Below are 13,347 nucleotides of genomic sequence, written 5' to 3'. Positions count from 1 at the left end.
GTCGCTGAATCGTGGAGAACTTGATTGCGCTGCTCATCGCGGCGCCTCTGCTCGGAGCGGCGGTCCTGCTGTGCGGCGGGCGCCGGCTCGACCGCGTGGGCCACTGGCTCGGTACGGTGCTGGCCGCCGCGGCGTTCGTGATCGGCCTGGCGCTGTTCAGCGACATGCTCGGCAGGAGCGGTGAGGACCGCGCCCTGCACCAGCACCTGTTCAGCTGGATCCCCGTCGAGGGCTTCCAGGCGGACGTCGCCTTCCAGCTCGACCAGTTGTCGATGACGTTCGTCCTGCTGATCACCGGTGTGGGCACGCTGATCCACATCTACTCGATCGGGTACATGGAGCACGACGAGCGGCGCCGCCGCTTCTTCGGCTACCTGAACCTGTTCCTGGCGGCGATGCTGCTGCTGGTCCTCGCCGACAACTACCTGCTGCTGTACATGGGCTGGGAGGGCGTGGGCCTCGCCTCGTACCTGCTGATCGGGTTCTGGCAGCACAAGCCCAGCGCGGCCACCGCCGCGAAGAAGGCGTTCCTGGTCAACCGCGTCGGTGACGTGGGCCTGTCGATCGCCATCATGCTGATGTTCACGACGTTCGGGACCTTCGCCTTCGGCCCGGTGCTGGAGAACGCGACCGACGCCTCCGAGGGCAAGCTGACGGCCATCGGCCTGATGCTGCTGCTCGCCGCGTGCGGCAAGTCGGCGCAGGTGCCGCTCCAGTCCTGGCTCGGTGACGCGATGGAGGGCCCGACCCCGGTCTCGGCCCTGATCCACGCGGCGACGATGGTGACCGCCGGCGTCTACCTGATCACCCGCTCCGGCGCGATCTTCAACGGGGCGCCCGACGCCCAGTTGGCCGTCGTGGTGGTCGGCGCGGTGACGCTCCTCTTCGGTGCGATCGTCGGTTGCGCGAAGGACGACATCAAGAAGGCCCTGGCCGGGTCGACGATGTCGCAGATCGGCTACATGATCCTGGCGGCGGGCCTCGGCCCCATCGGGTACGTCTTCGCGATCATGCACCTGGTCACGCACGGCTTCTTCAAGGCCGGGCTGTTCCTCGGCGCCGGGTCGGTCATGCACGGCATGAACGACGAGGTCGACATGCGGAAGTACGGCGGCCTGCGGAAGTACATGCCGGTCACGTTCGTCACCTTCGGCCTCGGCTACCTGGCGATCATCGGCTTCCCCGGCCTGTCCGGCTTCTGGTCCAAGGACAAGATCATCGAGGCGGCCTTCGCCAAGGGCGGCACGGAGGGCTGGATCCTCGGCGCCGTCACCCTGCTGGGCGCCGCGATCACCGCGTACTACATGACGCGCGTGATGCTGATGACCTTCTTCGGCGAGAAGCGCTGGGAGGCGGACGCGGAGGGCCACGAGCCGCACCCGCACGAGTCGCCCAAATCGATGACGATCCCGATGATCGTGCTCGCCTTCGGCTCGGTCTTCGCCGGCGGGCTGTTCTCCCTGAACAGCGCCTTCGTGCACTGGCTGGAGCCCGTCACCGGACACGACCACGGCGACTCGCCGCTCAGCGCCGCGACGGTCACCGCCTCCACGGTCGTGGTGCTGCTCATCGGCGTCGGCGTCGCCTGGGCGCAGTACGGCAGGCGCCCGGTGCCCAAGGTCGCCCCGCGCGGCTCGCTCCTCACCCGCGCCGCCCGCCGCGACCTCCTCCAGGACGACTTCAACCACGTGGTCCTGGTCCGCGGCGGCGAACACCTCACCCGCTCCCTGGTGTACGTCGACCACACCCTGGTCGACGGCGTGGTCAACGGCACCGCGGCGTCCTTCGGCGGGCTCTCGGGCCGGCTGCGCAAGCTCCAGAACGGTTACGCCCGCTCCTATGCGGTCTCGATGCTCGGAGGTACGGCAGTGCTCATCGCCGCGACCCTGCTGATGAGGGCGGTGTAAACGGACATGTCGTTCCCCTATCTGACGGTGGCGGCGGCGCTGCCGGCGGTCGGCGCGATCGCCACGGCGGCCGTGCCCGCCGCCCGGCGGACCTTCGCCAAATGGCTGGCGCTCGGGTTCTCCCTCGCCACGCTCGCGGTGGCCGCCGTCGTCCTGGCGCTCTTCGAGCCCGGCGGCGACCGCTACCAACTCACCGAGTCGCACGCCTGGATCAAGGACTTCGGGGTCAGGTACGAACTGGGCGTGGACGGCATCGGCGTCGTGCTGATGGCGCTGACCGCCCTGCTGATCCCGTTCGTGATCCTGGCCGGCTGGCACGACGCCGACCCGCTGGAGGAGGCCGCGCCCAACCGCCGCTGGCGGCCCACCCAGGGCTTCTTCGCGCTCATCCTGATGGTGGAGGCGATGGTGATCCTCTCCTTCGAGGCCACCGACGTCTTCCTCTTCTACATCCTCTTCGAAGCCATGCTCATCCCGATGTACTTCCTCATCGGCGGCTTCGGCGACCGGGCGCACGCGGGCGGGGACGAGGCGGCGGCGACGCAGCGCTCGTACGCGGCCGTGAAGTTCCTCCTGTACAACCTGGTCGGCGGCCTGATCATGCTGGCCGCGGTCATCGGCCTGTACGTCGTCGCCGGGACGTTCTCGCTCTCCGAGATCGCCGAGGCGCGCGCCAACGGCTCGCTGACCATGGCGACCAGCACCGAGCGGTGGCTGTTCCTCGGCTTCTTCTTCGCGTTCGCCGTGAAGGCCCCGCTGTGGCCGCTGCACACCTGGCTGCCCAACGCGATGGGCGAGGCGACCGCGCCCGTGGCCGTCCTGATCACGGCCGTGGTCGACAAGGTCGGCACGTTCGCGATGCTGCGCTTCTGCCTCCAGCTCTTCCCGGAGGCCTCCAAGTGGGCCACCCCGGTGGTCCTGGTGCTCGCGCTGATCAGCATCGTCTACGGCGCGCTGCTCGCCGTCGGCCAGCGCGACATCAAGCGCCTGATCGCGTACGCGTCGATCTCGCACTTCGGCTTCATCATCATGGGCATCTTCGCGATGACCAGCCAGGGCCAGTCGGGCGCCACGCTCTACATGGTCAACCACGGGATCTCGACGGCCGCGCTGATGCTGGTCGCCGGCTTCCTGATCACCCGGCGCGGCTCGCGGCTCATCGCGGACTACGGCGGCGTGCAGAAGGTCGCGCCGGTCCTCGCCGGTACGTTCCTGATCGGCGGCCTGGCCACGCTCTCGCTGCCGGGGCTCTCCCCGTTCGTCAGCGAGTTCCTGGTCCTGGTCGGCACGTTCAGCAGGTATCCGGTGGTCGGCATCATCGCCACCTCCGGCATCGTGCTGGCCGCGCTCTACGTCCTGGTGCTCTACCAGCGCACCATGACCGGCCCGGTGAAGGCGGCGGTCCAGGGCATGTCGGACCTCAGGGTCCGTGAGCTGGTGGTCGTCACCCCGCTGATCGCGCTGCTCCTCTTCCTGGGTGTCTACCCGAAGCCGCTGACCGACATCGTGAACCCGGCCGTGAAACACACGATGTCGGACGTCAAGAAGACCGATCCCAAGCCCGAGGTGGAGGCCGCTCCGTGAGTGCGACAGCCGTCCACAGCCTGTGGACAACTTCGGCGGCCGGGGGGATCGACAAGATCCCGGCCCCCGACATCGAGTACGCGCAGTTGTCGCCCACGCTGATCGTGCTGGGCGCCGCCATCCTGGGGATCCTGGTCGAGGCGTTCGTCCCGCGGGCGAAGCGTTACCACGCGCAGGTCTGGCTCTCCGTCGTGGCGCTGGCCGCCGGCTTCGCGGCGGTGATCGCCCTCGCCAACACCGGTTACGGCACGACCAAGGCGCACATCGCGGCCATGGGCGCCATCGCCGTCGACGGCCCGGCGCTCTTCCTCCAGGGGACGATCCTGCTGGCGTCGATCGCCGCCGTCTTCACCTTCGCCGAGCGCAGGCTCGACCCGGAGGCGCACGGCAAGCGCGTCGACTCGTTCGCCGCGCAGGGCGCGTCCGTGCCGGGCAGCGACAGCGAACAGGCCGCCGTCAAGGCCGGGTTCACCACCACCGAGGTGTTCCCGCTGGCCCTGTTCGCCATCGCGGGCATGCTGGTCTTCACGTCGGCCAACGACCTCCTGACCCTGTTCGTGGCGCTGGAGGTCTTCTCCCTCCCGCTCTACCTCCTCTGCGCGCTGGCCCGCCGCAAGCGGCTGCTGTCGCAGGAGGCCGCGGTGAAGTACTTCCTGCTCGGCTCCTTCTCGTCGGCGTTCCTGCTCTTCGGGATCGCCCTGCTGTACGGGTACGCGGGCTCGGTGTCGTACGCGCGCATCGCCGAGGTCGTGGACGGCACGGTCCAGACCGTGAACCCGGCCCTCGCCGACACGATGGGCAACGACGCGCTGCTGCTCATCGGCGGCGCGATGATCCTGATGGGGCTGCTGTTCAAGGTCGGCGCGGTGCCGTTCCACATGTGGACCCCGGACGTCTACCAGGGCGCGCCCACCCCGGTCACCGGCTTCATGGCGGCGGCGACGAAGGTCGCGGCCTTCGGCGCGCTCCTGCGGCTGCTGTACGTGGTGCTGCCGGGCCTGCGCTGGGACTGGCGTCCCGTGATGTGGGCGATCGCGATCATCACCATGCTGGGCGGCGCGGTCGTGGCCATCACCCAGACCGACATCAAGCGCCTCCTGGCGTACTCGTCCATCGCCCACGCCGGGTTCATCCTGGCCGGTGTGATCGCGACGACGCCCGACGGCATCTCGTCCGTCCTCTTCTACCTGCTGGCGTACTCCTTCGTGACGATCGGCGCGTTCGCCGTGGTCACGCTGGTGCGCGACGCGGGCGGTGAGGCGACGCACCTGTCCAAGTGGGCCGGGCTGGGGAGGCGTTCACCCCTGGTGGCCGCGTTCTTCGCGCTGTTCCTGCTGGCCTTCGCCGGGATCCCGCTGACCTCCGGCTTCTCGGGGAAGTTCGCGGTCTTCAAGGCGGCGGCCGAGGGCGGCGCGGGAGCGCTCGTCGTGGTCGGTGTGATCTCGTCGGCGATCGCCGCGTTCTTCTACATCCGGGTCATCGTGCTGATGTTCTTCAGCGAGCCCAAGGCCGACGGCCCCACGGTCGCCGTGCCGTCGCTCCTGACGAAGACGACGATCGCCGTCGGCGGCGTGGTCACGGTGGTGCTCGGCGTCGCGCCGCAGTACTTCCTCGATCTGGCCAACCAGGCAGGGATCTTCGTGCGGTAATCGGCACCGGCCGCCATGTCGCGGACGAAGTCCAGGGTCCGGCACCTCGTACGAGGCGCCGGACCCTGACCTGTTTTCGCCCTGCCGTTCGATACGGAGCCGGGGCCCGCTACGGTGGGGGCGCGTCCGGAACAGCCGTAACAGGGCCATGCCGAAGGGTATTTGTGACCTTGATCAGCATCGAAGCGGTGACGAAGCGCTACGACGACGGGACGATCGCCGTCGACCGGCTGTCCCTGGAGATCCCGGACGGTTCGATCACCGTTCTGGTCGGTCCCTCCGGATGCGGGAAGACCACCACCCTGCGGATGATCAACCGGATGATCGAGCCCACCGAGGGCAGGATCCTGCTCGACGGCGACGACCTGAGGCAGCGTCCGGTCAACGCGCTGCGCCGGTCGATGGGGTACGTCATCCAGAACGCCGGGCTGTTCCAGCACCGTTCGGTGGCCGACAACATCGCGACCGTGCCGCGCATGCTCGGCTGGGACCGGAAGCGGGCGCGCGCGAGGGCCGTCGAGCTGATGGAGCGCGTCGGGCTGGATCCCGCCCTGGCGAAGCGCTACCCGTACCAGCTCTCCGGCGGCCAGCAGCAGCGCGTCGGGGTGGCCAGGGCGCTGGCGGCGGACCCGCCGGTGCTGCTGATGGACGAGCCGTTCTCGGCCGTGGACCCGGTGGTCCGCAAGGGGCTCCAGGAGGAGCTGCTGCGCCTCCAGGCCGAGTTGGGCAAGACCATCGTGTTCGTGACCCACGACATCGACGAGGCGATCAAGCTCGGCGACCGGATCGCGGTGCTGCGGACGGGCGGCAGGCTCGCCCAGTTCGCGCCGCCCGGGGAGCTGCTCTCGGCGCCCGCGGACGCGTTCGTCGAGGACTTCCTGGGCAACGACCGCGGGGTCAGGCGGCTGTCGTTCTTCACCTGCGAGGCGCTCGCGCTCGCACCGGTGCCGGGGGCCGGGGCGGAGAAGGCCGCCGGGGCGGCCAACGCCGTACCGTACCTGCTGGTCACCGACGGGGCGGGCAAGCCGCTCGGCTGGCGGGACCCGGCGGCCGGCGACGGCACGGAACTCCTCGCGTGCGGGCGGCCGTTCCACGCCCGGCGGGACTCCCTGCGTGCCGCGCTCGACGGGGCCGTGCTGTCCCCGACGGGCTGGGCGGTCGCCGTGGACGACACCGGCCGGGCCGTCGGCGTCGCGTCCCAGGAGATGATCGCCGCGGCGATCCGTACCGCCCACGCGGCACAGCGCGGGACGCCGGAGGCGGCCCCCGCCGCCGGGACCGACCGGCCCGCGGCGGCCCGTACATGAGCGGCGACGGCTTCTTCGACGTCCCCAGCGACCTCCAGCACAGCTACCTCGGCCTGGTGGCCCTGCACCTCCAGGAAGCGCTGATCCCGGTGGCCGGCGGGCTCGTCCTCGCCCTGCTGCTGGCCCAACTCTGCGTACGGTACGGCTGGCTGTACCCGCCCGTGCTCTGGGGCACCACGATCTTCTACGCGATCCCCTCCCTGGCGATCTTCGTGATCCTGATCGACTACACCGGGCAGAGCAGGACCACGGTCATGATCCCGCTGACCCTCTACACCCTGGTGGTGCTCGTCCCCGCCATCGTGGACGGCATCAGGTCGGTGCCCGAGGAGACCCAGGCGGCGGCCACCGCGATGGGGTTCGGGGCCTGGCGCCGCTACCTGCGCGTCGAGCTGCCCATCGCCGTCCCGGCGATCTTCGCCGGGTTGCGCGGCGCGACCGCCGCCAGCATCAGCCTGGTGAGCGTGGGCGCGCTGATCGGCAACCAGGGCGCGCTGGGCAACATGCTCACCGACGCGATGTTCTACCACCGGCCCATGCTGGCGGTCAGTTCCGTCGTCACGACGGCCGTCCTGGCGGTCCTCGCGGACGCCCTGCTCGTCCTCGGCCGCAACCTGCTGACGCCGTGGCTGCCGCGCGGCGGGCGGTCCGGCACCCCGGCCGCCGTGCTGCCGGGCGCCCGCACGGACACCCGCGAGAAGCTGGGGAGCAGCCGGTGAACGTCCTCCACTTCATCAGCGCCTTCTTCGGCGACGGCGCCCACTGGCACGGGTACGACGGCATCCCCCAGCGGCTCTGGGAGCACGTCCAGTACTCGCTGGCCGCGCTCGGCATCGCCGCCGCCATCGGGCTGCCGGTCGGGCTGGTCACCGGCCACACGGGCCGGGGCGGCAACGCCCTCGGGATGGTCGCCAACGCCGCCAGGTCGCTGCCCAGCTTCGGTCTGCTGGTGCTGATGTTCCTCGCGTTCGGCATCGGCCTCACCCCCGTGATGATCCCGCTGGTGGTGCTGGCGATCCCGCCGATCCTGGTGACGACGTACGAGGCCGTGCGGAGCGTGGACCCCTCGCCGGTCGACGCGGCCCGGGGCCTCGGCATGCACGAGGCGAAGATCCTGCTGCGGGTCGAGCTGCCCGTCGCGCTCCCGATGATCCTGGGCGCGCTGCGCACGGCCGCGATCCAGATCATCTCCACGGCCACGATCGCCGCGTACGTGAGCCTCGGCGGCCTCGGCCGGTTCGTCATCGACGGCCTCTACCAGCGCGACTACGAGAAGGTCGTCGGCGGCGCCACCCTGGTCGCCGCCCTGGCCCTGCTCACCCTCGGCACCTTCTGGCTCGCAGGCCGGCTGGCGGTGTCCCCGGGGGTAAGGCGCCGCTGACCTGCCGCGCCCCGGGTGCCCGGGGCGCCCCCGTCACGCCGCCGTGGTCCTGGCCAGGGCGACCTTCAGTACGGTCAGCAGGGCGTCGCGTACCGATCCGCGCTCGCGGGCGTCGAAGGAGAACAGCGGTACCCGCGTGTCCACGTCCAGCGCCCACCGCACCTCGTCCAGCGTGTGGGTGACCTGGCCCTCGAAGGCGTTGATCCCGATCGCGAACGGGATGCCCTTCGCCTCGAAGTAGTCGACGGCGACGTAGCAGTCGTCCAGCCGCCGGGTGTCCACGATCACCAGGGCGCCGAGCGCGCCCTGGACGAGGTCGTCCCACATGAACTTGAAGCGGTCCTGGCCCGGGGTGCCGAAGAGGTAGAGCTTCAGCGTCGGGTCGATGGTGATGCAGCCGAAGTCCATGGCGACCGTGGTGGTCGTCTTGCGCGGGGTGTGCGCGAGGTCGTCCACCCCGGCCGAGACCGACGTGATCGACGCCTCGGTGGTGAGCGGAGTGATCTCGGAGATCGAGCCCACGGTGGTGGTCTTGCCCACGCCGAAGCCGCCCGCGACGACCATCTTCACCGGCAACGGCGGCTGGACGGCGCCCTGGGGATCAGGAGGCGGGGGAGTCGGGGATGGCGAGTAGCCCATCGATAACCCTTTGCAGAATCGAGGGGTCCTGGGCGGTCCTGGTGTCCGGCTCGTACACGGCCAGATGTCCTTGGACCCGGAGGTCCTCGGCCAGAACCCGGACCACGTTGAGGTGCAGGCTGAGGTGTGCGGCGATCTCCGCGAGGGACTGCGGCCGGCGGCACACGGAGACGATGGCCAGCGGTTCGAAGGAGAGGGTGTCGAGCACCGCGAGTCCCGCCGCGGTCGCCACCACCTGGGTCTCGACGGGCAGCGCGGTGCCGCCGTCGGCCACCCGGCCAGCGGTGAGCAGGAACGGGCGGATCGCCGAGGCACGGCCGGACTGCTCCGGTACGGTGCCCGTGCCCGCGTCCTCGTCGGCTCCCGGTCCACCGGCCGCCATGACGGTACGTCCTCCTTCCCTGTGAGGCCTCTGGGGTTTCCGGTGCGGCTCAGCCGGCCGGGGCGGACGTGACGCGCTTCTGGAGCTCGACGATCAGCTCCGGGCTGATGACGGCCCCGGCGCGCTCGGTGAAGAGGGTCATCTCGTAGGCGACGTCGGCCAGTTTGGCGTCCTTCGAGGCGACCACGCCGAGGACGGCGCCGCTGCCGAGGGCGGACACGAGCAGCCGGCCGCCCAGGTAGTCCATGATCACCCGGCTCAGGTCGCCCAGGCCGTAGTTGGCGGAGGCGCCCGCGGCGAGGCTCAGCATGCCGGAGATCACCGCGCCCAGGCGTTCGGAGTCGGCGTGGCCGTCCCGGCGGGAGACGGCGATGAGCATGCCGTCGGAGGAGACGGCGATGGCGTCGAGGACTCCGGCGGATTCGGCGGCGAAGCGTTCGAGGAGCCAGGTGAAGTTCGCCGCGGATTCACCGAGCCCCTCGGCCGTCGCCGGGTCGGTCGTGAAGTCGTCCGTCATTGCCAGGTCCTTCCGGGGTGAGCGATACCTGGGGCCCAGGTGCTGTTCTGTCGCGGGCGGAGTCCCGGCGGGCGCGCTCGGTGGCGGCCTCCAGGTCCTCCAGCTCGTCGCGGACCTCCGCCGCGTCGGCGGGGTGCCGCGCGGGGGAGACGGCGGCGGTGGTACGGGGTGCGGCGGGCGCGAGCGTCGCGCCGCGCACGCGGCGGCGCAGCGGCCGGGGCTCGTCGTCGGGGTGCTGTCCGTGACCGGCCGCGGGCGCGTCCCCGGCGTCCCGCGCGTGCTCGCGCCCGGCGGAGTCGGCGCCGCGGTCGTGCCGCGGGTCGTCGGTACGGGGGTGGTCCGCGTCCGCGTCGGCGGCGGCGCCCGTGACGCCGGCCTTGCCCGTACCCGGGGGCGCGTCCGTGCCCGCGCCCGCGTTGGTGTCCGCGCTCGCGTCCGTGCTCGCGTCCGTGCTCGGGTTCGCGTCCGTACCCTCGCCCGTGTCCCCGTCCGCGCCCGCCGCGGCGCGGGTCACGCGCTGCGGGAGGCCGCTGCCGCTCGGGGTGGGGGACACCTGGGCCGGGCGCGGGAGCGGGGTGGTGCGGGGGGCGGGGGCGGGCGTGTACGGGACGGTGGGGGCCGGGGGCGCCGGTACGGAGTCCGCGGCGAGCAGCAGGGACGCCGGGATCGTCACGGTGCTGGTGACGCCCTCGCCGGGGGTACGGCTCAGCTCGACGCCGATGCCGAAGCGGCGGGCGATGCGCCCCACCACGAACAGCCCCAGCACATGCGTGGGCGCCAGGTCGAGCCGCTCCCTGCGCAGCAACCGCGCGTTCTCCTCGGCCAGTTGCTCCGCCGGCATGCCGAGCCCGTGGTCGATGATCTCGATCACGGCCCCCTCCGCCGGGAGCCGTACCTGCACCGCCACGTCCACAGTGGTGTGCGTGGGGGAGAAGAAGACGCCGTTCTGGAGCAGCTCGGCCAGCATCAGGGTCAGGTCGTTGACGGCCGCCGGTACGACGACCACCTCGGCCGAGGGCCGCAGCGAGACCCGCTCGTACCCCCCGATGGTGGACAGCGCCCCCCGCAGCACGTCGGTGAGCCCCGTGGGCCGCGGCGCGTCGACGTCCTCCGCCGCCTGCCGCTTCCCGGCGATGACCTGGAGGCTCTCGGCGTTGCGGCGCAGGCGCGTCGCGATGTGGTCGATCTGGTAGAGCGGGCGGAGCGTGGCCGGGTCGGTCTGGGCCTGTTCGAGCCCCTCGATCAGGTCGAGCTGGCGCGACGCCAGGTTGCTCACCCGGTGGCCGATGTTGCCGAACATCTGCTCGACGTTGGCGCGCACGGTGATCTGCCGCTCCAGCAGCGCCGACGCGGTCGACTGCACCTGGTTGAACGCCTCCGCGAGCGCGCCGATCTCGTCCCGTACCGGCACGGGTATCTCGCGCAGCCGGGGCGGTCCCGTCTCGGCGGACTCGTCGTCCGCGACCCGGGCCAGCTCCTTGCCGGTGGCGTCGGCGACCTGCCGCGCCGCCGCCGTGAGGATCCGTACGGGCCTGGCCACCGAGCGGCGGACCAGGAAGGAGAAGACCAGCCACCCGAGGAGCGCGACCACCGCGGAGCCCAGCAGGACGAACGTGTGGCGCCACTCCGTGTCGGAGGCGGCGTCCGCCTGGGCCGCGACCTGGTAGATCAGCGTGTGGGTGATCTTCAGCCGGTCCTCGGCCTGCTGGGCGTAGACCGGCTCCGCCTTCAGCGCCAGCCCGATGGCCGTCCGCAGCTCCTCCGGCGTCTGGGCCTGGAGCGAACTGGGGTCCACCTGGAGGGCGTTGAACTGGTCCTCGATCGACTTGCGCGCGGACGCCCGCTCGATGCCGTCCAGCAGGGCGCCCTGCGCCTCGGAGGACAGCGCCTTGAACCGCGCGGCCCTGTCGTCGTACGAGCGGTGGTCGCCGATGGCGCGGAGGAACTCGATGAGGGCGTTGGAGTCACCGGTCTGGGCGCCGAACACGCTGGTCTCGAAGGCGGCGTGGGCCGCGTCCGCCCCGAGCAGCGCGTCCAACCTGGCTTCGGGGGATCCGCGCGACGCCGTGGTGGAGTCGCCCAGCCCGAGACCGCTGATCAGCTGCTCGACCAGGTTGGAGTAGGTGGGGTCGATGTTGTCCGCGGGGATGTACCCCCGCTGGATCAGCTGCCGCAGGTCGGTCAGGCCGCCGATCGTCGCGATCGCCTCGTTCTCGGCGGCCGGCAGCAGGGACCCGAACGTCTCGCGGACCACCCCGGCCTGGGTGTCCACCCGCTGCTGCGCCTGGAGGTACGGGATGCTCGACGGCTCGCCCGCCCCGCTCTCGGCCGCTTGGTGGCGCACGGAGAGCAACAGGGCCTGCCGGTGTTCGCTCTGGAGGTCGTCCACGAGGGTGGCGACGCTCACGCTGCGGCGGACCAGGGCGGCGCTGTCGGAGGCCGCCCTCGCCTGCGCCATCTTGTCCTGCACGACGTACGTGAGCATGCCGGTGACCACCAGGACCGGCACCAGCACCAGGAGGTGGAGCTTCCTGCCGAACGGCCACCGCTCCAGCAGCACGACGATCCTGCGGCGGCGGCTCCGCGGCGGGGCGGACGGCTGTCCGGAAGCAGTCCCTTCCTGCGAGGACACCAGGCCTCCTTGACCGGATACTCCCCGACGGGCGCCCGGGCGTGACCGCCTGCCGACCGTGAGGCTGAATGGGATGGTTGTGGTGCGAACGGCCCGAAACTGTGGGGGTATTGGGCCTGAAGTCGGTGGACGGGGCTCCGACAGGCGGGACTTTACCGCGCTCCCGGCCCGGCGCGACGTCCCGTCCCGAAGAAAACGTTTCAATCAATCGGCAAATGACATGCCATTACTCCCACCTTTCGACACACCTGGTCGTGATCCGATGCCAATCGGTAATCAGGCGGCTCTTGACGATGTGTGAGACGGGTGGCTTGGATCGATGCGTGCGGCGAACAGCCCGCACGGCGGGCCCCGTACGCCTTGTCGCCCCCCTCACTGACACACAGGATCGGGAAACGTGACTCCTACCGCGAACAGGTCTCGGCGCCGTGCCGTCGCCGCCGCCCTCGCCTCGCTCACCGCCGCCGCGCTGCTCGCCGGGTGCGGTTCCCCGGACGACACCGCGGACCCGCTGGAGCCGGCGGCGGTACCCCAGGGCAAGGTCGTGGTCGGGTCGAACAACTTCCCCGAGAGCATCCTGCTCGCCTATCTCTACGGCGAGGCCCTCAAGGCCAAGGGCCTCGACGTCACGTACAAGCACAACATCGGCAGCCGCGAGACGACGTACGGCATGCTCAAGAACGGCACCGTGACGGTCATGCCGGAGTACAACGGCGCGCTCCTGGCCTACCTGGACCCGAAGGCCGTCGCGAAGACGGCCGAGGGCACCACGGCCGCCGTCACCGCCCAACTGCCGTCCCATCTGGCCGTGTTGAAGTCGGCGTCGGCCGAGAACAAGGACGCGGTCGCGGTCAATGCCGAGACCGCGAAGAAGTACGACCTCACCGACGAGTCCTCGATCGCCGATCTGGCGGGCGTCGCCCCCGAGTTGGTCATCGGCGGTTCACCGGAATTCCAGTCGAGGCAGCAGGGCCTGGTCGGCCTCAAGTCGCTCTACGGCCTGGAATTCAAGTCCTTCAAGGGGCTGGACGCCGGTGGCGCGCTGACGATTGCGGCCCTCAAGAAGAACAACATCCAGGCCGCCGACGTCTTCACCACGGACCCGTCCATCGCGAAGGAGAAATTTGTTGTCCTCAAGGACACGAAGAACCTCTTCGCCTTCGAGAACGTGACTCCGCTGATCCGCAAGGACGACGTGCCGAAGGCCGGACAGGACGTCCTCGACACCCTGTCGGCGCAGCTGGACACCCCCGCGCTGATGGAACTCGACGCGCAGGTCCAGTACGAGCACAAGGACGCCCTCGCGGTCGCCCGTACCTGGCTCACGTCGAAGAACCTGCTCTGAGGGG

General features: G+C 70.8%; 11 protein-coding genes. 7 read left to right on the top strand and 4 right to left on the bottom strand.

Annotated elements, in window-relative coordinates:
- The first annotated feature begins 11 nt into the window (after positions 1–11).
- The 6 genes from nuoL (at position 12) to HA039_RS13825 (ending at position 7,828) form a co-directional block, all read left to right on the top strand.
- On the top strand, positions 12–1,907 hold the full coding sequence (gene nuoL / locus HA039_RS13850) for an NADH-quinone oxidoreductase subunit L (protein ID WP_167028799.1): 1,896 nt from the start codon (positions 12–14) through the stop codon (positions 1,905–1,907).
- A 6-nt stretch (positions 1,908–1,913) separates the two neighbouring features.
- Complete coding sequence (locus HA039_RS13845; protein ID WP_167028796.1) at positions 1,914–3,491, top strand: NADH-quinone oxidoreductase subunit M; 1,578 nt, start codon at positions 1,914–1,916, stop codon at positions 3,489–3,491.
- Entirely contained in the window at positions 3,488–5,140 is a 1,653-nt protein-coding gene (gene nuoN, locus HA039_RS13840) for an NADH-quinone oxidoreductase subunit NuoN (protein ID WP_167028792.1), read from the top strand. The genes HA039_RS13845 and nuoN overlap by 4 nt, the downstream gene beginning before the upstream one ends.
- A 170-nt stretch (positions 5,141–5,310) precedes the next feature.
- Positions 5,311–6,447: an ABC transporter ATP-binding protein gene (locus HA039_RS13835; protein ID WP_167028789.1), complete on the top strand. Its 1,137-nt coding sequence runs from the start codon at positions 5,311–5,313 to the stop codon at positions 6,445–6,447.
- Positions 6,444–7,166, top strand: a complete 723-nt coding sequence (locus HA039_RS13830) for an ABC transporter permease (protein ID WP_167028786.1) — start codon at positions 6,444–6,446, stop codon at positions 7,164–7,166. Before HA039_RS13835 ends, HA039_RS13830 begins: the two co-directional genes overlap by 4 nt.
- Positions 7,163–7,828, top strand: a complete 666-nt coding sequence (locus tag HA039_RS13825) for an ABC transporter permease (RefSeq protein ID WP_167028783.1) — start codon at positions 7,163–7,165, stop codon at positions 7,826–7,828. Before HA039_RS13830 ends, HA039_RS13825 begins: the two co-directional genes overlap by 4 nt.
- 33 nt (positions 7,829–7,861) lie before the next feature.
- Here the strand turns inward: HA039_RS13825 and HA039_RS13820 are convergent, their stop codons facing one another.
- From HA039_RS13820 to HA039_RS13805, 4 genes are read right to left on the bottom strand one after another with little or no spacing between them, the layout of a single operon-like run.
- Positions 7,862–8,467, bottom strand: coding sequence for a GTP-binding protein (locus HA039_RS13820; protein WP_167028780.1), 606 nt, complete (start codon positions 8,465–8,467; stop codon positions 7,862–7,864).
- Positions 8,430–8,849, bottom strand: a complete 420-nt coding sequence (locus HA039_RS13815; RefSeq protein ID WP_167028777.1) for a DUF742 domain-containing protein — start codon at positions 8,847–8,849, stop codon at positions 8,430–8,432. Before HA039_RS13815 ends, HA039_RS13820 begins: the two co-directional genes overlap by 38 nt.
- A 49-nt stretch (positions 8,850–8,898) precedes the next feature.
- The gene (locus HA039_RS13810; protein ID WP_167028775.1) at positions 8,899–9,366 is read right to left on the bottom strand and encodes a roadblock/LC7 domain-containing protein; all 468 of its coding nucleotides are present in this window, start codon (positions 9,364–9,366) and stop codon (positions 8,899–8,901) included.
- On the bottom strand, positions 9,317–11,998 hold the full coding sequence (locus tag HA039_RS13805) for a sensor histidine kinase (RefSeq protein WP_167028772.1): 2,682 nt from the start codon (positions 11,996–11,998) through the stop codon (positions 9,317–9,319). Before HA039_RS13805 ends, HA039_RS13810 begins: the two co-directional genes overlap by 50 nt.
- 397 nt (positions 11,999–12,395) lie before the next feature.
- On the opposite strand from HA039_RS13805, the gene HA039_RS13800 reads away from it, so the two are divergent.
- Positions 12,396–13,343, top strand: a complete 948-nt coding sequence (locus tag HA039_RS13800; protein WP_167028769.1) for an ABC transporter substrate-binding protein — start codon at positions 12,396–12,398, stop codon at positions 13,341–13,343.
- Positions 13,344–13,347 lie beyond the last annotated feature (4 nt).

Origin of the sequence: Streptomyces liangshanensis (assembly GCF_011694815.1) — a bacterium.
GTDB lineage: Bacteria > Actinomycetota > Actinomycetes > Streptomycetales > Streptomycetaceae > Streptomyces > Streptomyces liangshanensis.
The sequence above is the reverse complement of the archived record's forward strand: the minus strand, read 5'-3'. Positions and strand labels throughout refer to the sequence as shown.

Excerpts from the sequence above, each read along its gene's own strand:
- HA039_RS13810 (WP_167028775.1), bottom strand. The coding sequence starts at position 9,366 with ATGACGGACGACTTCACGACCGACCCGGCGACGGCCGAGGGGCTCGGT.
- HA039_RS13845 (WP_167028796.1), top strand. The coding sequence starts at position 1,914 with ATGTCGTTCCCCTATCTGACGGTGGCGGCGGCGCTGCCGGCGGTCGGC.
- HA039_RS13820 (WP_167028780.1), bottom strand. The coding sequence starts at position 8,467 with ATGGGCTACTCGCCATCCCCGACTCCCCCGCCTCCTGATCCCCAGGGC.
- HA039_RS13815 (WP_167028777.1), bottom strand. The coding sequence starts at position 8,849 with ATGGCGGCCGGTGGACCGGGAGCCGACGAGGACGCGGGCACGGGCACC.
- HA039_RS13830 (WP_167028786.1), top strand. The coding sequence starts at position 6,444 with ATGAGCGGCGACGGCTTCTTCGACGTCCCCAGCGACCTCCAGCACAGC.